The sequence below is a fragment of the Bacillus sp. JKS001846 genome, assembly GCF_900176455.1.
GTDB lineage: Bacteria > Bacillota > Bacilli > Bacillales > Bacillaceae_G > Bacillus_A > Bacillus_A cereus.
Genome location: NZ_FWYG01000001.1, coordinates 2,979,481 through 3,000,011, shown reverse-complemented (window position 1 = coordinate 3,000,011; position 20,531 = coordinate 2,979,481). Strand labels below are relative to the sequence as shown.

Sequence of the window (20,531 nt, the reverse complement as noted above, 5' to 3'; positions counted from 1 at the left end):
CTAGGAGGAATATCAATTGAAAAGTAAATTCCATCATATTGTACGAGCAGTCATGATAAAAGATGAAAAATTATTAGTTGCTGAATATATTGGCCATCATTATTTTTTACCTGGTGGCCATGTTGAAATTGGAGAATCAGTAGAGAATGCATTAATAAGAGAGTTAAGAGAAGAACTTGGAGTAAACTGTAGTATACAACAATTTTTAGGAGTCATAGAAAATCAATGGCAAGATAAAGAAGTGCTCCATCATGAAATTAATCACATTTTTGAAGTAGAGTCACAAGATTTACATACGGACTTAACACCGAAATCGAGCGAGTCTCATTTAGCATTTCACTGGATAGATTATAATAAAGAAGCCTTAAATCATTATGAAATCATGCCAATGCCTTTAGTGAAGGAATTACTAGAAAGAAAGTTAAGTGATGAACTACTAAATTGTTGGATTAGTAATTTTTAAATCACTTTATTTATAGTAAATACGTCCATCGAATAAATATAAAGAAAATAGGCTGAAAAACAAGGTACATCACCTAGTGTAAGTTCATATTTTGTTGATGTACGCATTTAGTCTATAGTCTTGTTTCTATTTTGTTTACAAAAATATATAAACTTTAACGTTTGGGCGAAATTTATATTTATAAATGGAGGGGTTCGTAATGAATCAGTTTCAACATGAATTACAAACATTAAACCTTAATGATTATCAAACTGGTAATGTTGTGTATTGGGATCAACAACAAAGCCAATATCCATATTATTACATCCAAGGCGATGCACGTCGTTGTGGCGGATGCGGAGGTTGTGGTGGACGCTGTGGCGGTTGCGGCGGTGGCAGATGTGGTGGTTGCGTAGGTTGTGCCGGATGTTTTGGTTGCTTTAATTGCTGGAACTGGTGGATTATTTAAATATAGTACATCATTAATATTTTATATGAAAGAAAGGTGTAAATACTGTTTATACTTTTCTTTCATACTGTAATTTTGATGTGTATTAAGGGGGATTTATTTGTATACATATGATAAGTTGATTTCTTGGGTAGAGAATATAAAAGAAAAAAATCATAGTTCTGCTACAGCAATTTGTATTATAAAAAATAATAAAGTCGTATTAGAGCATTATAGCGGTTATCACTCAAATACATCGACTAATAAAAAAGTAACCGCATCTTCGCAGTTCAACGTTGCTTCTGCTAGAAAAAGTTATTTAGGATTAATGATAGCGTATGCGCTTTACGAGGGGAAAATAAACTCTATTGATGATGAAGCGATAAAATATTTTAAAGACTTTAATCCTGCATTGCTTGGTAAAACAACGATAAGACATTTGGTAACACATTCGCACGGATTAGAAGAAATGAATGACGGGACAATTTTTCGTGAATTTGAACCGGGACAAGCATGGGCATATAGAGATATTAATGTAAGAATGATGACACGTCTTATTTATCAGCTATATAACAAAAGTTTTCCTGAATTGTTAAAGGAGCGTGTTTTTAAGCCTGCTAATTTTCAAGAAACAGGTTGGAGAGTTCAGCGAGATGAAAATTTAGTTGACGTTGTTAATAATCCAAATGAAGACGCGACTAGTGAAATTGGTACGGTAGATGACGGTACTGAAAAAAATCTGTTTGTCTCAGCTAGAGAATTTGCTTATTGGGGCAATCTTCATTTAAATCAAGGTGTGATAAACGGTAAGCAAATTGTTCCAAAAGAAGTTATAAAAATCGCTACGAGTTTGCAGAGTCCAACATATGTAAATAAAGAGCTACCACAAAATGGCTTGTTTTGGTTCGTTCAAAATGAACCTGCACAATTAAGCGAACTTGGTGAACGTGTTCCAAAAGGGTCATATCAAATATTAGGGATTACTGGACCGACTATTTTAGTAATACCTGAATATAATGTAGTTGTTGCAAAAATGTATAACAAAAGATATAACTACGGCGGTGATAATTACTTATATTATTTACGTGAATTTAGTAATTTAGTCGCTGATACATTTAGTAACGGTAATAGGGCATAATTACTCCTATAACAAAAAGGAGTGATTGTAAGTGAAAGATAAAGTGAACAAAAATAAAAAACAAAATATAAAAGATGTAAATACAGAGAAAAATGCAATTTATAGCGATCCTAAAGATGCAGCTAATATGCAAACTGTACCGCAGCCGAAGGATTTTGATGAAATCGAATATTAATTTTTCATCCGACTATATGATGAATGAAAAATACGTCTTAAGTCTCATCACATATAAGAAATTATTTGATAACATATATACATAAGCATTCGAAAATGGCTTATCTTAACAAAGCTTTCTTTAGAAACATCTGATATAACCTGCAAAAGACACTTCTTTATGAAGTGTCTTTTTGTGTATATGAACTTAATTACCATTTTCCGTACAGTATCTTGCAATTTACGATGGATATACTAACTGTGAAAATCTATGTCAAGATAAAAGAAGGGGACAGTTAGTATGAAACAAACTTCTATAAATCCGTTACTAATTGTTCTAGGTACAATCATTGTTCAAATTGGCCTTGGAACAATTTATACATGGAGTTTATTTAATCAACCCCTTGTAAGTAAGTTTGGATGGAATCTTAATTCAGTAGCGATAACTTTCTCTATAACAAGTTTTTCTTTATCATTCTCAACTTTATTTGCAGCAAAATTGCAGAAAAAATTAGGACTTCGGAAACTTATTGCTACTGCAGGAATTGTTTTAGGACTCGGCTTAATACTTAGTTCACAAGTTTCTTCCTTACCACTATTATATTTATTAGCTGGTGTTGTTGTTGGTTATGCGGATGGAACAGCTTATATTACATCACTATCTAATTTAATTAAATGGTTTCCAAATCGGAAAGGGCTTATTTCAGGTATATCTGTATCAGCTTATGGAATGGGCAGCTTAATCTTTAGATATATAAACGGAAATCTTATCGATAATCTTGGTGTATCACAAGCATTCTTATATTGGGGCATTATCGTGTTACTTTTAGTATTAATTGGATCGTTCTTCTTACGTGAGGCAATCGTAAGTAATGCTGTAACTGAAACATTACACAATGACTATACTCCGCGTGAAATGATGCAAACGAAACAAGTATATCTACTATTTTTTATGTTATTCACCTCGTGTATGGGTGGTTTGTATTTAATAAGTATGGTAAAAGATATCGGTGTACAACTCGTCGGACTTAGCGCAGCAACCGCTGCAAACGCCGTTGCTATGATTGCAATCTTTAATACAGTAGGTAGAATCATTCTTGGGACGTTATCAGATAAAATCGGCCGAATGAAAATTGTCTCTGCAACTTTTATTATTATAGGTTTGTCAGTCTTTACTTTAAGTTTTATTCCGCTAAATTACGGAATCTATTTTGCTTGTGTAGCAAGTGTCGCCTTTTGCTTCGGCGGTAATATAACTATATTCCCAGCTATTGTCGGAGATTTCTTTGGATTAAAAAACCATAGTACAAATTACGGGATTGTCTACCAAGGTTTCGGATTTGGTGCGCTTGCAGGATCATTTATTGGAGCGATACTCGGGGGATTTCAACCAACTTTTATTATAATCGGTGTTTTAAGTGTTATTTCCTTCATTATTTCAATATTAATCCGCCCACCAAATGCAGAGAAGAAAAAGGAACTAAAACATTTACATCGGAAAGTAGCTTAATTTTAAAAAGAGTCCTCATGCTAGGGCTCTTTTTTATTCCATTAACTTTGCTTCTTTACGAACTTATTAAAGACAGAACAATTTCATTATAAAATTGAATAGATAAGTAAAAAGGAGCGTGACACTTAAAATGAAAATAGTACAGCAGTGGGTACAAGAAGATAGTGATTACATAAGAGAGAAAGTAATTGAATACAATCAAAAATATCTTGCAGATGAAGAAAAAACACCTTCAGAAAAGGTTAGTTTCATAGTAAGAAATGAAAAAGAAGAAATAGTAGGTGGGGTAACGGCAATAACTTTTTGGCACCATGTACACATTGACTTTCTATGGGTTTCTGAAGAATATAGGCATGAAGGTTACGGAAGCAAGTTAATAAAGCTTATTGAAGAATTTGCAATTGAAAAAGGGTGTAGGTTAATTAATTTAGATACTTTTAGTTTCCAAGCTCCTGATTTTTATAAGAAACATGGATATAAAGTAATTGGAGTAAGTGAAGATCATCCGAAAGGACATAATCATTATTATTTAGAAAAACGGTTAAAAAGTATATAGAATTTGTTAACGTTAGTATTTGAAATACAAATGCAATAAGGGCGAGGTTATTATTAATTTCAGTATTAATTGAATCAATTTTTATACTAAAACTGCAAGAACGTACTTTGGATAATCTTCCTAAGGTACGTTCTTTTTTTATATCAGTAGCCTATTCTTATTAACTCCAACAATAGCGGTAAAGGCAAGATTTAACTAACTTATATATATTAAAAGGAGTTAATGGTAGAATGAATAGAAGACAGAAAATTCCTTTTATTTAAAATAGAGGAGGTACATATGAAAAAAGTTAATGTTACATACGCGATTTTGTACGATAAAACTAATGAAAAGATCTTAATGGTAAAAAACAAAGGGGAAAATGGTTCTTATTATACATTACCAGGTGGCGCAGTTAAATTAGGAGAAACATTAGAAGAAGCAGTAATTCGAGAAGTAAAAGAAGAAACAGGGTTACATATAAACGTAAACGGGATTTGTTCTATCAGTGAAGCCTTTTTCGAGGAAAGAGATCATCATGCAATTTTCTTTAATTTTCTAGGCGAAATAATCGGCGGGGAGACATATATATCAAGGCCAAAAGAAATCGAAGAGATTACTTGGATGGAATTACATATAGCAGCACCGTATTTACGCATACCAGAACATTTACTATATTTATTACAAAAGAAAGAAACAGTACCTTATTTTTTTAACGGAACAATCGTTCATCAATCTTCATAAAAATATTATCTCATGTAAGGCGGGGGAAACATGGAGTTTATCGTTAATCACAAACAATTCACTCAAGCACTTTCAGAAGTCAACAAAGCAATATCAACAAAATCTTTAATTCCTATATTATCTGGTATAAAAATAACTGCAGATCAATCTGGAATTACTTTAATTGCAAGTAACTCAAATATTTTTATTGAAAAATTCATTCCTGTTTCAATTGAAGACGAAAAGATTGCAACTATTTTAAAGGTAGGAACTATTGTTGTACCTGCAAAGTATTTCATTGAAATAATAAAGAAAATGCCAAGTGATATCGCAATAAAAAGTAAGAATGAGCAAACTATTAAGATACAATCAGAAGAAATCACATTAAGTTTAAATGGATTTCCTGCAGATGAGTTTCCGAATGTACCGCTTATAGACAATCATGCAGAAATCAAGGTAGAGACAGAGCAATTGATTGAAGTATTTAAACAAACAGTCTTTGCGGTAGCAAAAAATGAATCTAGACCTGTTCTTACTGGGGTGCATATAGAGTTATCTAATAATAAGTTAATTTGCGCTGCAACTGACTCACATAGACTAGCGATACGCGAAACATTACTTTCCTCAGATGTAAAAGCAAATTGTATTGTACCAAGCGCAACCATTAGTGAACTTCTAAAATTAATGAACAGCAATTCGGAATTCGTATATATCTACCTTTCAGAGAGTCATATTATATTTACGCTCGGAACAACTACATTATATTCAAGACTAATTGAAGGGAAATATCCTAATATTTCTAACCTTATTCCAAATGATTTTAAAACGATTATTAACGTAGATAGAAAAAAGATATTACAAGGTGTAGACCGATCAAGTTTATTAGCAAGTGAATGGGCTAATAACAATGTTAACTTAGAAATCATAAACGAATCCACAATTAAAATTTCTTCAAACGCTTCTCAAATTGGGAAAATATCTGAAACGCAACAAATAGATGCGATTCAAGGTGAAAAACAATTAAATATATCTTTCGATGGGCGTTTTATGGTTGATGCTTTAAGAGCAATAAAAGAAGAAACGATTACTTTAAGTTTTGGAGGTTCTATGCGACCGATATTGATTGAAGCAGGAGAGCAATCTGCAGCAGTACATCTTATATCGCCAGTAAGAGCTTATTAAGGATAGAGGAAGGGATTAATAGACAAAGCAGCAATGGTAATCTGAAATACAAAGCAAAATAATAATAACCTGAATATAAAAGCCATAGACTAATCGATATGGGGTGAGTACGATGAAGAAAATAATTGTTTTACTCATTGGTATAGTTTTAATTATTTTTGCTTTTTATCAATACAACAAAAAAGACTATGCAGCTAAAAGTACTAACTTGTATGTAGAAAACTTTAAAGGGGAAAATGATTCAATAAAAATACAATCTGCTATTAATAAAGCAGAGTCTAGTAAAATTAAAACTGTATTGCTTGATGATAAAAAGTATAAAATCACGTCACCAATCATTGTTAAAAAAGGTGTGAAATTATTATTTGGTTATGGATCCCAATTTGTAGTTGAGGGAAACTTTAGAGTTTTAGAACTAGAGAAAAACGCATCCATTGAAGGAGCGTATATAACTATTGACGATCCTAAATTTAACTCTGAAGTTATTTATTTAGACGGTAAAAATAAATATTATAACACTTGGAACAAAACACAAATTAAAGATATAAATATTATCAATTGGACGGAAACAAATAAAGGTACCGGAATTTCTTTATACTCTGCTGGAAAAGAAAATGAAATTTCGTTTGTTAACTTCGAAAATATTAAAGTTGTAGGAATGGAAACTGGACTGAAATTAGTAGCGAAAAAACCGAGCACCGGACAAGCTTGGATAAATGCCAATCGTTTTATGAACTTTTCTTTAGAAGACTGTGTAAATATGATTTATATGGATAGTCAAGTAACTACGCCAAATGAAATTAGTGGGAATCAATTTACAAACCTTCAAATACAGCCTTCAAATAAAACAAAAAGCATTATACAGGTAAGTGGTCAACATAATGAATTTCATGGGATGGTGTGGGATTTAAATAAAATAAAACATGAAAACGAACTCATTGAACTGACTGATAAGAGTATGAATACAGTGGTTGAAATGTCCAGTGTACCAGCAAATAGAGTATTAGATAGTGGGAGATCCAATATAGTGAAATAAGTTTAAATACAGAAAAAAGAGCGAATTCTTTATAAGAGGATTCGCTCTTTTTATATTTTAAAATTAAATTTCCTTCCACCAAGCGGATAAAGGATAGTCTGTAGATTTTAACGTAATAGATTCGCCAATTTGTGGCGTTGTAATTTTAACTCCTAAACGGTTAGCTTCTTTCGTAACACGTTCTATCGGGTCACTCCATTCGTGTAATGCTAACGTAAAAGCACCCCAATGAATCGGAAGAAGTAATTCTCCTTTAACATCAATATGAGCTTGTACCGTTTCTTCAGGCAACATATGAATAGCAGACCACCTCGGATCATATTGCCCGCATTCCATTAATGTAAGATCGAATGGAACGTATTTATCACCAATTTCCTTAAAGTGAGGGGCATAACCGCTATCACCACTAAAGAAAATTTTAGTCTCTTGACCAAGAATAAGCCATGAACACCATAATGAACGATCTCTATCTGTCATACCACGTCCAGAGAAATGCCTTGCAGGCGCACATACTAACTTAATATTATCAAACGTAATTTCGTCCCACCAATTATGCTCACTAATTTTACTAGGTGAAACACCCCATTTAATAAGATATTGTGCAACTCCAGTTGGAACATAAAAGTGTTTTGCGCGATTTTTTAACTGCATAATACTTTTGTAATTCAAATGATCATAGTGATTATGAGAAATGATAATCGCATCAATTTCTTGAAGGTCATCACGTTCTAAAGAAAAAGCACCACTATAACGCTTACTATTAAACAAGGGAAATGGGGAAGAGGCATCTCCAAACATCGGGTCTAATAACAGTTTTTTACCTTCTATTTTCAAAAGAGAAGCAGAATGGCCAAACCATGTAACACTCTCTAACGCTTCATTATCTTTATTTGATAAAACAACAGGCAAATCCTTTATAGGACGCAGCTTTGATTTTATTTTAAAGTAATCCGTCATTAAACTTATAATATCTTTCGGTTTAAAACTCATATCAGTATGAATTTGATTTGTATATTTCTTATTCATTCGTTCTCCTTTTTACGATTAACAATTTACGTATGTTGTTATTGTAGCTATTTGTAGTTTAAACTATATTATTTTACCTTTCATCTAAAATGCCTTGTATTTCATAAATCCGTCAAATTCATTATTTGTATCTATAAAGTACAAATCGCATAGCAGCAGCTAAGACAAATATTAAGTACATGTAAATTGTTTTTATTTAGTAAATTCCTTCTTATACGCGACAGAGAACATATGTTTCATTGTATGTTATAGAAGAAAATATGTCTCTAATAAAAGAAAGGAAGGAGAGGATGTAAGTGCACATAGAGCGAAAAAAGAAATCAAAATGTAAACTATCAAAATCTGAGATAACGCAGCTATATGCAGAGGGGAAAAGCACCTCAGAGATTGCTACACTTGCTAATGTGTCTGCAAGGTATATTCGTATGGTTTTATCAGACAGCAACGTCCCAAGGCGCGCTATAGGGAGTTGGAAGAGAAAGTATGACATAAAAGAAAATTATTTTAAAACTTGGTCAAATAATATGGCTTATATTTTAGGATTTATAGCAGCTGACGGCGTTATACAAAAAGAAAATCAATGCGTCAGTATATCACAAAAAGAAAGTTATATTTTAGAAGATATAAAAAAAGAATTAAACACCAACCAGCCACTTTATCAAAACAAAAAAACAGACGTATATATGCTAAACATTAATAGCAAAACAATAAAAGACGACCTTATGAACATACATGGAATCATGCCATGTAAATCATTAAATATTAAATTTCCATTCGTGCCTGAAGAATATTTACATCATTTTGTTCGTGGATATTTTGATGGGGATGGTTACGTCAAGTATGAAACGTATACAGTAAGCTTTGTAGGAGGATCATATAGCTTTATGAATTCTTTAAATCAGGTACTACAAAATCACAATTTACCAGCCGATTTACTAAATCAAAATAAACATTATCGCGTCATTTTAACCGGGAGAAAATCAATACAACTATTTTCAAATTGGATTTATAAAGACAAAGATATTTATTTGCATAGAAAATATGAAGAATTTCAGAAAGAAAGTCTAAGTCTAGATCAATTAAAAGATCGAAACCTAAAAAGAACCCAATCTGCTGTTAAGCAGAGAAAACAAAATTTCCTTAAGGAATATATGAAAAATAAATGTATCGCTAAAACTTGTTCCATTTTAGAAATAAAGGAACCAACTTTTAAAAGTTGGTTAAAAAATGATAATCAATTTAAAAAAGACTATGAAAGAATTCATTCATTATAAAAATACAAAAAACCTTAGTATATCTATGCTAAGGTTTTTAATTTGAGATTATTAGAGGATACTTATTTTCGTTTATAGAAGTTAGTAAATACATAAATCTTACAATGAATTTACTAGTAAGGGAGGGGTTATGAAGTGTTTACTAATAATATTCCGGAGAATATATTACATACAGCTTATGAAGCTAAAATGATTTTCTCTGGAGATAATTCGCCATCTATAAAAATAAAAGGAACGAAACTTCAATATTTACTTGTAATGCTTCATCTTGGATCAGTAAAGATTTAGTCTTATTGTTTAATGAAAACGATAAATCTTTAAAAGAATACTTTGCCAGCAGCAGATACTCAAAAGAAATTACTTATGAAGAGTTTTTTATCTGGTGGTATCACTTTTTCTATACAAAAGTAACTGAAGAATTAATAAAACAAGGTGTAATTATAACAAGCTATAACAAGCACAAAAAAAATCAAACGTACATAATCCATCAATAACTTTAAATTAAAGTGCTAATACACTTTTACAAATGTAGCAGCTAAATCGATAAATAATTATTAGTAAATAGAGGATAATCTGAAATCAAAACCTAACATTAAGAAAATGAAATGTTTAAAGGGGAGAAGAGCCTTGCAAAAGAAATTTATCAATCCAGAAACGATGCCACCAACTTTTGGATACTCGCATGTAGTCGAAGTTACAAACGCTAAACGAACAATTTACATATCTGGACAAGTAGCGATTAACACTGACGGTCAAATAGTTGGAATTGACGATTTAGCTACACAAACGCGACAAGTATTCGAAAATATTAAAAGTGCATTGGAAACTTCGGAATTAAAATTTAATGATGTAGTCAAATTAACATTTTTTTTAACAGATATTTCTCAAATGGCCATTGTGAGAAATATTCGAGATCAATACATTGACACTAATAATCCACCAGCAAGTTCAGCTGTAGAAGTTAGAAAGTTAATTAACGATAACTTATTAATTGAAATCGAAGCAATCGCTGTAGCAAACTAGTTATAAAAAAATATTCGTCATCATAATACAATTCGTTTAAAATGAACAGATTAAACGAATTGTATTTTTATTATTTAAAATCTAATTTATATCCGAAAATATTATTATCAATAGCTAATAAAGCGAATAAATACATAACCAATCACACATTACTAATTCGGTGGAAAAGGGGATCATAATAAGCACAACTAAAACTTAGTAAGTTTATTACTTTTTTACAGTTAACATAATATATATTATAGGCAGTTATAGAAACAAAGCGATATCGGGTATCAAAAACCAAGTAAACTATACTTAATGAGACGAAACAGAGATTTTTAGTGAGATTTACACAAAATCTTATCTAAACGAATTTCTACAGTTTTTATCATTTATTTTGCTATAAATCCATCACAGCAAATTCAAATCAATAATCAATTAAGAATTATCGAATCAAAAACATTTTTGATCGACAAGAAATTTTTTATACAGAAAAATTATTTCTATACAAAATATAAATTATTATATTCATTTTATGTTTTACTTTATGAATTTGTTGCTATTTACACACGTTTTATAACTTTAGATTATTTGTTGTTATTTCTGTTATTTAGGCTTGACTTTCATTACACCCATTGTTTTTTTATTCTAGTTAACATAACGCTTATTTTTAACATAAAAAAATCCTCCTCACCTTCAGGAAGATTTTTTGTTAGCTATTATTTTATTTATATCCTCTAGTAACAATCCCAATTGTAAATGACATTGGAAAAATCTAGATTTAACAGCTCTTCCTTACGTATAAAGAAATTAGCAACCCCAGAATCGCCCCACATAATATTTAATGAATCGTCTGTATCAATTTGCAGCAATAATATGTCATGTTGCTGGTATTTTTCTTCCCATTCTCTCGGATCTGTCTGTGTGAAAAATGGATATCCACCAATTTTATGTCCTTGATCTTTACATAAATCATCATACAGTTCGCCTAATTCTGTATTATTTTCTTCATCAACAATTTCTTCCCAATCAATGTTATCACTAAAAATCATTTCAAATCGATAATCTCTTGGTGTTACTGGTTGATAAGCTAACTCAAAATTCAGTTTTGCTGCTTCAGGTATGATAAAGTCTTCTAATTCTAAAGTGTTTAAATAACTAAAATCAGTAATTACCTTATTTAAATCTTCTATAATTGTAGAATGATAAATAATTCGAAAGTCTTTTTGGATTGTTGGATGATCAAAATCTGCTCCGTAAAGCTCATCATCAGCACTTACGAAAAACTGTAACATTCCCTTTTGAGGCATATATTCAACATGCGGAATTTCTTCAAAGTTTAACTGTGCAAGTAACATCATAGGTAGTCCGTTTGAATCTTTAGGATGCTCTTGATCTATAGGTAAATACGGATAACCACCAAACTTACTTTCAAAAAGCGTTGTCTCTGCTAATGTTCCAGACACATTAATATACGGTTTTACACTTTCTTCTAAAATACTACGATACTGTTCTAGCTCTTTCGGAATTTGAAGTTGATACGTATTCTTCATCACATTTGCCTCCCTTTAGTAATGAATTGAAAATGCCTTACTTAATTATATAGCAAGAAATAGCTTCGTGAAAAATTGTTAAAAGTCCGTTTTCACCCTCGTTTTTTGCGCACTTGGTGGACAAAGTAAATTATGTTCTAAAACCTTTTTATTAATAGTTCGAATTAAATCCGCTGCTTCTGCCGTATTTGTATTTTCTTTTAGTCTTTCTTTTAAATCGTCAATTTCTTTTGAAAGCTCAATCCACCTAGGCAAAACATGATTATTTGCTAAAGTTCTATAAAGTTGTTTTTCAGGATTGTAAGAAAGATCTTTATCGAGATTAAGAGGTTTACCTTTACCAGGTAAATTATCAAAAGCTCCTTTCTGTTCTGCTTGTTTAACGATAGAACTAATATGATCCTCATACGTATACGACCAAACTTTCTCATCTTTTACTAAAATCTCTTGCTTTTTTAGTTTTTTATCTAGTTCTTCTTGATTCATAGCTTCTCTCTCCTTTTTATTTTTTAGTGTCGTTTTTGTAAAATTCAATGCCCTTAATCCTTCGAATAGCTTTTCTCGCCACCACACGCTATCATGACCGCCTTGAAACTCTTCATAAGTAATTTGGTATTCCTTTTCTTTTAAAGCTTTATACAGACGTCTATTAGCCGTTAAAAGAGGTTTGTTTTCAAGTTCTCCTACTGCTATGTAAGAATAGAGATGAGTCGCATTAGAATCTATTGATTAAATTTGATTTTCAATCCAAGGAATTGCATTTTCATAATCATCTTTTTTCCAATGTACGGATCCAGACATTGACAACACATTTCCGAAAACATGTGGATTTTGAAGTGTTGCATAAAAAGCTGCTAAGCCACCAAGACTGAAACCAGCAATTGTTGTATGTTTTGCTTCTTGATGCACACCACGGAAGTAATTCCTCCTTGAAAAATGCATTCATTTTATCATTATAAGTTAGCTCTTCTAATCGATCGACAGGATCTATAGCAACAGCAATACAAGATGGGATTTCATTTTTGTAAATTAAATAATTAAGTGTTTTTGCGATTGGAAGGTTATGAATGAATTCCCATCAAATACAATGAGAAGTTCTTGAAGATGTGAAGTGTGAGAATAATCATGAGGCGTATAAATATGAATTTTACGTGTGTTATTTAAAATCGAACTATAAAAAGAATATGTTTCAATCTTTCCGGATGGATAATCATTTGAAGGAAAACGACTGCTATACTGCACGTCCATACCTATTTTTAACACAGACGCTTTATTGGTACCTTCTCCATCACCTCTCTTTCTCCTTTGTAGTATTCTATATGTAGTTTTTTCATTAGAATACCTATATAAAAGTAGTCGTAAGTTATGTGTTTAGAGAAGTTATTGATTAGAAAGATGATCAATTGCTTGAATAGAAAGTTCCAATGATTTTATTCTTCTTTCTAACAGTGTTCTTTGAGGACTCCCAAGCTTTGACTTAACATAAATCTTTTCAATTGATGGCAACAAACCAATTAGAACATTTCGAGCGTCTGCTAAATCCTCTTGGGTGTAATGATGGGTTTCTTGATTCCAAATACTTTCTAACATAGCTAAGCCGATACTAGCTGCTTTGAGTCTTTTTTTCACTAATGTAGTATTTGCACCTTTTTGAGTCATCTGAGATAGTGCATTTTCAAGTTTACGGATTGTTGACTGTAAAGACTGTATAGATTCTACTTTATCTACATTTGATACGTTTTCCATATTAAACCTGTCCCTTCTTCGTTTCTAAATTAGTTTTCTTGATATTTGATAATACCATTTAGAAGCGAATTTTACTTGAAATATTTGAGTTGGACATGAATTGAAAGGAAAACAGCTAACAAGCTTCTATCTCCTCCCTCTTACATATTCTATATGTACTTCTTTTTTCTCGTTAAAATACCTACATGGACAAGGTGTTAATATTGTATATTTTATGAACAAAAAACGTACAAGCAGCATCACTTGTACGTTTTAATTTTTATTCAGTAAGATAATAAAGTAATAGCTTACGGGTCTTTTCATAATTCATGAAATCTCTATATAAAATGGGATAATTCATAATCTCTGTTTCTAGAAAACGATATTGCGGAAACCACTCAAAAAACGATTTTCTTAGCCACTTAATTTGATTAAACACAATCTCCTGTTCATTATTATTAAGCACGTAACTTAAAGTACCTGCTGTATGCATCCAATAATAATTTAAATCAGCGCTTATACAATCATCTTCTGTAAACGTATTATTAAAATCTTTTCTTATTTTTCGAATGTCACAATTCGGAAACGGTTTATACAGTAGACTAGGCATGTTCTGCAATTCATTAAAAATAACCTTTTTACCTACCACTCCTTTATTTCTCTAGCCAATTTAATAAGTTTTCATAATGATATTGAGCATCGATATACCCAAGATTATATAAATTAACGAGCTTTTCCTTATTTCTTTCTATTCCGCTTATAGGAAGCTGTACACTTGGTTGAATTACATAAAAATTATCTTTTTGTTCTTCTTGATTCATATAAGATATCGTCTCATTATAAAAACGATAATGGTCTACTAAATTCTCTGCGATTTTCGGATATTTTCTATATAGAATTTTAGCTAGACCAGAAAATTTATTTCGCTGCTTCTCGTATCCTTCTGGCTTTGTCATAATTACAACGTTCTTTTCATAACCATCAGTTTGAGCTTTTAAAACTGGTATAGGATCTATAATTCCTCCATCTAGTAATTTTCGATTATCATATTCTACAGCAGGTGCTATAAACGGCACAGAGCTGGATGCACGGATGATTTTTAAAATATCATTTCCATGTTCTGTTTTATTATAATAAACAGCTTGTCCTGATTCGCAATCAGTCGTCCCTATAACAAATTGTTCATTACAGTTTAAGAAAGTTTGAAAATCAAATGGAACAATTTTATTAGGTACTTCATCAAATAAAAAGTCCATTCCAAATAATTCACGTTTTCGAATTAAATTTCGATAAGATATATACCTGTAATCTGATACTAGCTCTGTATTTACTTTCTTATTTCTCCCTTGTTGACGCGACAAATAGGTTGCTCCCATACAGGCTCCAGCTGATACGCCGACTACATATGGAAAGAATAAGTTCTTTTCCATGAAATATTCGAGTACACCTGCAGTATATAAACCTTTCATTCCTCCGCCCTCTAATACTAAACCGATATTCTTCATTCTATATCCCTCTGCTTCTTTTTTCTTAATTTCATATTAGCATAAGATTTTAAGATGAGGTTATATAAACTAATTACAACAATAACCAGAAACTACTAAAGTAATGTGATAATATCTTTGTGAGTAACATGTTACAATATAAGTAATTCATTCCACATATATTAAAGGAGGAATTTAATATGGGTTTATTTAGCGGTATTTTAGGAAATGCATCAAATACGAGTTCTGAAAGCGTAGAACGTGATTTAGAGAAGATTATGCTAGACGATGAAAAAGTAGAGCATGCTTATAAATTAATTCGTGATCTAATCGTATTTACAAATCGTCGTCTTATATTAGTAGATAAACAAGGAGTAACTGGCAAAAAAACAGAATACCATTCTATTCCTTATAAAAGTATTACACAATATAGCATCGAAACGGCTGGGCATTTTGATTTAGATGCAGAACTTAAAATTTGGGTGTCTAGTATGGACGAACCAATTACGAAAGAATTTAAAGGTGACGATAGTATTTTAAGCATTCAAAAAGCGCTAGTAACCTTTACGACAAAGTAGTGTTTTTTGTATCTTTATTCATTTTCGAAATTACTAACCCGATTATTTTGGAAGAACATACATTATTTTTGTATATTTAATCTAAAATAACATAAAAAGGTAAAGCGTATTTTAAATGCTTTACCTTTCTTTTTTGTAATAAACAAGTGTAGTTTTATCATTTAATTTCTTTATTACTTCTGTTCTTTTATACCCCATTTTCTCGTATAGAAAACAATTTCTTTCTTCTTCTAAAATCGTAGCAAGTTCAAAACTTCGTGCTTCTGGAAACATTTCTTCAATTAAAATAAGTACCTTCTGAGCAATTCCTTTCCCTTGATAGATTGGATGAATAAACATTGGACTAATCCAAAATTTATAAGGTAGTTCTTTTGCGGATATACATATCGCTCCAACAAGTTTCGAATCTATTATCACCTTATAAAAATTACTGCTGGGATTATTTATTCTAAAAATAGTTTTTTCAATAGTTTCATTTGCTGGATTTGTTTCATAGTCTTTATATTTATGTAATAAAGAGCTAAATGAGTCTATTTGCATTTGAAATATAACTTCTGCATCAGTTTCTGTCACCTTTTCTAATATAATCTCCATGTTACCAATTTAGACGCTTTCTTAAAGAAGTAATATGAGCGGTATGGTGACGACCATGCCATGCATATAGTCCTATTGCAACAGCAAGTTTTGTTTCACCAGTTTCAGGATGGTTAAATGTCTTTTCTAAATCTTCAATTTCTAGAGAATATAAAAGATTAACCCATCTTTTATGTAATGAATCTAGCATTACTAGTGAAACATCTACCGGTAATTTTGAATCAGGTAACTCTGCCCACTTCTCTTCTTTATACGGCTTAATAGTTGGATTCTTTTCTGTCAGTGCTAATTTAAAGCGTATGTAGCTATTCATATGGCTATCAACGACGTGATGAACTACTTGACGTACAGTCCAACCTCCAACGCGATATGGTGTATCTAACTGCTTCTGATCTAAATCTTTAATTGCCTTTGTTAGTTCATTAGGTAAATCTTCAATTTCTTGAATCCATGTATCAATCATTTCTTCAGTTATAGGACGTTTGTATGTAAATTGGCCAATTGGATAACGTAAATCATTCATGAATAAGTCCTCCTTATTATAAGTGCGAAGTATTTCTCCAAATATAGTGTACAAACTTCACATGTTCTCCATTTAATTCTACAGATGTTATATCTGATTCGTTTTGATAAGAAGAAAATCCGCTTTTTTCTAGTACAATTTGTGATGCGAGATTATTAGTCGTTGTTTTAGCATGAACTTCAGTAATTTCATTATTTTTCGCTACATCTAAAATTAATTTTACGGCTGCTGTTGCAACTCCTTTTTTAGTGAATTTTTCTCCGACACGATACCCGAGCGAACTAATTCGAGTTTCCGTATCTATATCTACTAAATTGATTCGCCCTACAATTTCTTTTTCTTCATTACGAATTAAATAAAAATAAGAATCTCCATCTGCCTGTTCTATTAATAAATCGTCTAGTAGTTTTTGGAAATATTCAAATTCAAAATATTTCGAGCCACGATTTGGTACCATTGTTTCAAAAAAAGATTTATTTGTAAGTTCAAACGTAAATAAATCCTTAGCATCTTGTTTCTTTAGTTGCTCTATGTATATTTCCATCCCGTATTCTCCTTCTTGATTTACTAACTGTTATACATTCTTTTTTAATCAATTATATTCCTGCTATTTCTTTCGATTAAGTAATACAGATAGTAGCACTTTCGGATGAAAGAGATGAAATGGACTACGAATTAAATTCATCACTCGTACTAACCGAATATAAACATCAGAATTACTTGCGGATAGTCGATATATTTGCTTCGTATACCATAGTTGAAATTTTTGTTTTGTAGTTAATTCTCTCTTTAGTTGCGGGTGACGTGATATTTCTGTTGTTGTCATATCCCAAGGGGTTTCTATTATAGTAGCTGCCTTTTTATAAAATTGTTGTGTAAATGTTTTATCAAGTTGTTTTCTATCTTGCAAAAGTAATTGCAATTGGTGAGCCTCCATAGCAGCAACTGATACGCCTTGGCCGAAAACGGGATCAAAACGACATTGCGCATCTCCAATAACTAATAATCCTTCTGGTACATTATTCACTAAATCAAATCGCCGGCGTACTTGATAAGGAATTTTGTATGTCTTTATATCAGTAATTCCCTCAGCCTTATTTAAGAAGTCTGTAACATTAGAAATTGATAGATTTTCAGCAAAATCATAAAACTCATCATCTGTTTGTGGTGCTTTCTCATTTGCGTATCCACTAAAAGTAACAAAATAACGATTATCTTCTATCGTTTGAATAAGAACGCCATAAGGGTTATCAGGGAAACTAGGAGACATTAGCATATTACAACAGTCTAACTCCTCATTTTCTTTAAGTTTGAACATTTTCGTTGCGTAAAATAAATCAATACGAACTTTCTCTTCTTGTACTTTAATTTCGTATTCTCGTAGCCACTCTATACTTTTTGAGCCAAATCCACTCGCATCAACTACAAGATCCGCATGAACTTCTTCTTGTGTGTTTGTCTCTAAATATTTAACTTTTACTCCACACACTTTGTTAAGCTTTGCATCTACCAATAACCCTTTAACCAATGTTTCATATTTAATAGTAATATTTGAAATTTGATGTATTCGTTTTTGAATATGCCATTCTAGCAAAGGACGACTTTGTTGAATCATATGTACTTCCCCTATGAACGGTTGTTTCCATAGACCGAATTGATGCCATTTCAAATCACGCGTAAAGTTGTTTATAATACTACCCGCTTCTATTAATTCGTTCGTAATATTAGGAAACAATTCTTCAATTGCGTTTTCTCCACCTTTTAATAACACGTGAGGATGATTACTTTGTGGAACTCTTTTTCTCAAAGACTTTCCATCCCATCTTTCACCAGCTTCTATAATGATTACTTCTTTAAAAGAAGTTGATAATGCTTTTGCTGCAAACTTTCCTGCCATACTTCCACCAATAACGATAGCCTTATTAAACATATTTTCCCCCTTAATAAAAAGAGATCCTGCCTTGTATGAATGAAACAGGATCTTAAACTAATTAACTGCTTTATCATTATACTTAAAATACATCAGTAAATTGCAACATTAAAATTAAAATACCTAATCCCCATACGTAATACGCGAATACTTTTAAGGAGTGACGTTTTAAATATTGAATCATCCATGAAACGGCTATGTATCCAAAAAACGCTGCTGATAACGTTCCGACAATTAAAGATGTACTAGAAATAGATTCTGCTTTCCCTTGAAAAACGTCTACAAATTGCAAAATGATAGCTCCAACGATGGCTGGTGTCGATAGTAAAAAAGAAAAGTACGCAGCAGTTTCACGGTCTAATTTTCTCCATAATGCAGCGACAATTGTCATTCCAGAACGGGAAATGGCTGGAAAAATAGCAGCAGCTTGAAATGAACCGATAATTAATGCGTCTTTATATGTTATGTCATCCATTTTTTTACGACCATTCTTTTGTTTATCTGCCATGTAGAGAAAGAATCCGGTCACTAAAAACTCCCAACCGATCGTGATTCCTGTTTTTGAAATATCTTCAAAGAAGTCTTTAAACAATAAACCAATTACAACTGCGGGTATTGTCCCAACGATAAGTAATAACATGAGCTTTGAAAATGGGTTTTTAATTAAATATATAAATTCTTTTTTGTAATAAATAAAAACCGCAAGTAAAGTCCCAATATGCAGCATCGTATCTAAAAATAAGCCAGCCTCATCTAATCGGAACAAATGCCTTCCTAAATAAAGATGTCCGGTACTACTGATTGGTAAAAATTCTGTTAAACCTTGAATTATACCTAGTATGAAAGCTTCTAACCAATTCATGATGGTCTCCTTTCTCTTTTGCTTGTACCAATATATGAGGGTTAAATTTCCGATATGAAAAAAACTATATTTCTCTATGAATTTACTTTTTATTTATGGATATATATGTAAAGAGGGTTAAGGAGGGTTATTATGTGGAAGCACACAAAATTCGGTAATGTATTACTTTGGGTGGGCCCTATCCTTGTATTTTTAGGACTATGTATGACAAATGTTATTTCAGATATTCCTTTCTTTGAGGGAAAACATAAAACGGTTGGTATTGTACTTATATTTATAGGTGTAATCTGTTTTGTTGCTGCTAATCATTTGAAAAAAGGAGAAAGATATGAAGAATAAATCTAAATAAAAAACAATCCTTGCATATTAGCTAGGATTGTTTTTTATTAATGTTGATTATTTGTAGAATACTTTATCAACGTTATATTTCGCTTTGTATTCATTAATGATATATGTTTCGTAAATTTCTCTTTCTGTTGGATCTTCTACGATACATGCATCAATGCGGTATACCTCATCACGGTGATTTTTAATTGGTGAAACATTATCTTCAAAATGCTTCTTAATACGTTGTCTAATTTTACGAGCTTTACCTACGAAAAGAAGTTCGTCATTAATATTGTAAAACATAAAAATGCCGCCTTTATCTCTAGGGAACAAGTGGAAATCGATAAATCCATTAATTGGAGTAATGATTGGCTCGTCTCCTTTAATAACTTGTTTACGTTCAGTAATTGAAACATCAGCTTCAGGAATATTAATTTTAATCAAGTTCATTCACGTCCTCTTTTATTATAAAGATAAATAATAGCA

The 20,531-nt window shown here is 31.5% G+C and carries 26 protein-coding genes and 2 pseudogenes; 15 read left to right on the top strand and 13 right to left on the bottom strand.

Annotated elements, in window-relative coordinates; translation table 11 throughout:
* Positions 1 to 16 precede the first annotated feature (16 nt).
* The 9 genes from B9A45_RS16195 (at position 17) to B9A45_RS16155 (ending at position 7,167) form a co-directional block, all read left to right on the top strand.
* Positions 17 to 463: an NUDIX domain-containing protein gene (locus tag B9A45_RS16195; RefSeq protein WP_000836836.1), complete on the top strand. Its 447-nt coding sequence runs from the start codon at positions 17 to 19 to the stop codon at positions 461 to 463.
* A 199-nt stretch (positions 464 to 662) separates the two neighbouring features.
* Entirely contained in the window at positions 663 to 911 is a 249-nt protein-coding gene (locus tag B9A45_RS16190) for a heterocycloanthracin/sonorensin family bacteriocin (RefSeq protein ID WP_001071345.1), read from the top strand.
* A gap of 100 nt (positions 912 to 1,011) precedes the next feature.
* Positions 1,012 to 2,028 carry a serine hydrolase domain-containing protein gene (locus B9A45_RS16185; RefSeq protein ID WP_000288900.1) on the top strand — a complete coding sequence of 339 codons (1,017 nt, stop codon included), beginning with the start codon at positions 1,012 to 1,014 and terminating at the stop codon, positions 2,026 to 2,028.
* Between the two features lie 31 nt (positions 2,029 to 2,059).
* Positions 2,060 to 2,203, top strand: coding sequence for a hypothetical protein (locus B9A45_RS32200; protein ID WP_000653676.1), 144 nt, complete (start codon positions 2,060 to 2,062; stop codon positions 2,201 to 2,203).
* Between the two features lie 279 nt (positions 2,204 to 2,482).
* Entirely contained in the window at positions 2,483 to 3,691 is a 1,209-nt protein-coding gene (locus tag B9A45_RS16175) for an L-lactate MFS transporter (protein WP_084064248.1), read from the top strand.
* A 130-nt stretch (positions 3,692 to 3,821) separates the two neighbouring features.
* Complete coding sequence (locus B9A45_RS16170; protein WP_084064247.1) at positions 3,822 to 4,247, top strand: GNAT family N-acetyltransferase; 426 nt, start codon at positions 3,822 to 3,824, stop codon at positions 4,245 to 4,247.
* 279 nt (positions 4,248 to 4,526) lie between these two features.
* The gene (locus tag B9A45_RS16165; RefSeq protein ID WP_000757608.1) at positions 4,527 to 4,970 is read left to right on the top strand and encodes an NUDIX hydrolase; all 444 of its coding nucleotides are present in this window, start codon (positions 4,527 to 4,529) and stop codon (positions 4,968 to 4,970) included.
* A gap of 30 nt (positions 4,971 to 5,000) precedes the next feature.
* Entirely contained in the window at positions 5,001 to 6,131 is a 1,131-nt protein-coding gene (gene dnaN, locus B9A45_RS16160) for a DNA polymerase III subunit beta (protein WP_000394482.1), read from the top strand.
* 112 nt (positions 6,132 to 6,243) lie between these two features.
* Positions 6,244 to 7,167: a hypothetical protein gene (locus B9A45_RS16155; protein WP_000721076.1), complete on the top strand. Its 924-nt coding sequence runs from the start codon at positions 6,244 to 6,246 to the stop codon at positions 7,165 to 7,167.
* Between the two features lie 63 nt (positions 7,168 to 7,230).
* Here the strand turns inward: B9A45_RS16155 and B9A45_RS16150 are convergent, their stop codons facing one another.
* Complete coding sequence (locus tag B9A45_RS16150) at positions 7,231 to 8,193, bottom strand: MBL fold metallo-hydrolase (protein WP_084064246.1); 963 nt, start codon at positions 8,191 to 8,193, stop codon at positions 7,231 to 7,233.
* A 296-nt stretch (positions 8,194 to 8,489) separates the two neighbouring features.
* Between B9A45_RS16150 and B9A45_RS16145 the strand changes: the two genes are divergently transcribed.
* The 4 genes and pseudogenes from B9A45_RS16145 to B9A45_RS16135 all read left to right on the top strand — a co-directional run bounded on the left by B9A45_RS16145 (position 8,490) and on the right by B9A45_RS16135 (position 10,490).
* The gene (locus B9A45_RS16145) at positions 8,490 to 9,467 is read left to right on the top strand and encodes an LAGLIDADG family homing endonuclease (RefSeq protein WP_084064245.1); all 978 of its coding nucleotides are present in this window, start codon (positions 8,490 to 8,492) and stop codon (positions 9,465 to 9,467) included.
* A gap of 135 nt (positions 9,468 to 9,602) precedes the next feature.
* Positions 9,603 to 9,755, top strand: coding sequence for a hypothetical protein (locus B9A45_RS32195; protein ID WP_002005131.1), 153 nt, complete (start codon positions 9,603 to 9,605; stop codon positions 9,753 to 9,755).
* Positions 9,731 to 9,961 (top strand): annotated as a pseudogene (locus B9A45_RS16140) (hypothetical protein); the annotation flags it as partial. The gene B9A45_RS32195 and the pseudogene B9A45_RS16140, both read left to right, overlap by 25 nt.
* Positions 9,962 to 10,094: 133 nt before the next feature.
* Positions 10,095 to 10,490 (top strand): RidA family protein, encoded by a 396-nt coding sequence (locus tag B9A45_RS16135; RefSeq protein WP_001169714.1) that lies wholly within the window; start codon positions 10,095 to 10,097, stop codon positions 10,488 to 10,490.
* A gap of 716 nt (positions 10,491 to 11,206) precedes the next feature.
* Here the strand turns inward: B9A45_RS16135 and B9A45_RS16130 are convergent.
* The 6 genes and pseudogenes from B9A45_RS16130 to B9A45_RS16100 form a co-directional block, all read right to left on the bottom strand.
* The gene (locus tag B9A45_RS16130; RefSeq protein ID WP_084064244.1) at positions 11,207 to 12,022 is read right to left on the bottom strand and encodes a YwqG family protein; all 816 of its coding nucleotides are present in this window, start codon (positions 12,020 to 12,022) and stop codon (positions 11,207 to 11,209) included.
* Positions 12,023 to 12,100: 78 nt separating this feature from the next.
* Entirely contained in the window at positions 12,101 to 12,508 is a 408-nt protein-coding gene (locus B9A45_RS32740) for a DnaJ family domain-containing protein (protein ID WP_033683881.1), read from the bottom strand.
* 24 nt (positions 12,509 to 12,532) lie between these two features.
* A pseudogene (locus tag B9A45_RS32735) lies at positions 12,533 to 13,309 on the bottom strand (alpha/beta hydrolase-fold protein); the annotation flags it as partial.
* A 93-nt stretch (positions 13,310 to 13,402) separates the two neighbouring features.
* Complete coding sequence (locus B9A45_RS16110) at positions 13,403 to 13,768, bottom strand: hypothetical protein (protein WP_000432685.1); 366 nt, start codon at positions 13,766 to 13,768, stop codon at positions 13,403 to 13,405.
* Between the two features lie 259 nt (positions 13,769 to 14,027).
* Positions 14,028 to 14,396 (bottom strand): YxiJ-like family protein, encoded by a 369-nt coding sequence (locus B9A45_RS16105; RefSeq protein WP_016110097.1) that lies wholly within the window; start codon positions 14,394 to 14,396, stop codon positions 14,028 to 14,030.
* 4 nt (positions 14,397 to 14,400) lie between these two features.
* Positions 14,401 to 15,252 carry a patatin-like phospholipase family protein gene (locus B9A45_RS16100; protein ID WP_000789291.1) on the bottom strand — a complete coding sequence of 284 codons (852 nt, stop codon included), beginning with the start codon at positions 15,250 to 15,252 and terminating at the stop codon, positions 14,401 to 14,403.
* Positions 15,253 to 15,431: 179 nt separating this feature from the next.
* Between B9A45_RS16100 and B9A45_RS16095 the strand changes: the two genes are divergently transcribed.
* The gene (locus tag B9A45_RS16095) at positions 15,432 to 15,809 is read left to right on the top strand and encodes a PH domain-containing protein (RefSeq protein WP_084064242.1); all 378 of its coding nucleotides are present in this window, start codon (positions 15,432 to 15,434) and stop codon (positions 15,807 to 15,809) included.
* 120 nt (positions 15,810 to 15,929) lie between these two features.
* Here the strand turns inward: B9A45_RS16095 and B9A45_RS16090 are convergent, their stop codons facing one another.
* From B9A45_RS16090 to B9A45_RS16070, 5 genes are all read right to left on the bottom strand, one after another.
* Positions 15,930 to 16,403, bottom strand: coding sequence for a GNAT family N-acetyltransferase (locus tag B9A45_RS16090; protein ID WP_002005126.1), 474 nt, complete (start codon positions 16,401 to 16,403; stop codon positions 15,930 to 15,932).
* A gap of 1 nt (position 16,404) precedes the next feature.
* Positions 16,405 to 16,926, bottom strand: coding sequence for a YfiT family bacillithiol transferase (locus B9A45_RS16085; RefSeq protein ID WP_000999070.1), 522 nt, complete (start codon positions 16,924 to 16,926; stop codon positions 16,405 to 16,407).
* A 16-nt stretch (positions 16,927 to 16,942) separates the two neighbouring features.
* Positions 16,943 to 17,470 (bottom strand): GNAT family N-acetyltransferase, encoded by a 528-nt coding sequence (locus B9A45_RS16080; protein ID WP_000409242.1) that lies wholly within the window; start codon positions 17,468 to 17,470, stop codon positions 16,943 to 16,945.
* A gap of 63 nt (positions 17,471 to 17,533) precedes the next feature.
* On the bottom strand, positions 17,534 to 18,856 hold the full coding sequence (locus B9A45_RS16075) for an FAD-dependent oxidoreductase (protein WP_016110100.1): 1,323 nt from the start codon (positions 18,854 to 18,856) through the stop codon (positions 17,534 to 17,536).
* An 82-nt stretch (positions 18,857 to 18,938) separates the two neighbouring features.
* Positions 18,939 to 19,718, bottom strand: coding sequence for an undecaprenyl-diphosphate phosphatase (locus B9A45_RS16070; RefSeq protein WP_001104298.1), 780 nt, complete (start codon positions 19,716 to 19,718; stop codon positions 18,939 to 18,941).
* Positions 19,719 to 19,850: 132 nt separating this feature from the next.
* Here B9A45_RS16070 and B9A45_RS16065 point away from each other — a divergent pair, with 132 nt between their 5' ends.
* Positions 19,851 to 20,057 (top strand): hypothetical protein, encoded by a 207-nt coding sequence (locus B9A45_RS16065; protein ID WP_000265477.1) that lies wholly within the window; start codon positions 19,851 to 19,853, stop codon positions 20,055 to 20,057.
* 57 nt (positions 20,058 to 20,114) lie between these two features.
* On the opposite strand, the gene B9A45_RS16060 is transcribed toward B9A45_RS16065, so the two are convergent.
* Positions 20,115 to 20,495: a nucleotide excision repair endonuclease gene (locus B9A45_RS16060; protein ID WP_001048941.1), complete on the bottom strand. Its 381-nt coding sequence runs from the start codon at positions 20,493 to 20,495 to the stop codon at positions 20,115 to 20,117.
* Positions 20,496 to 20,531: the final 36 nt, after the last annotated feature.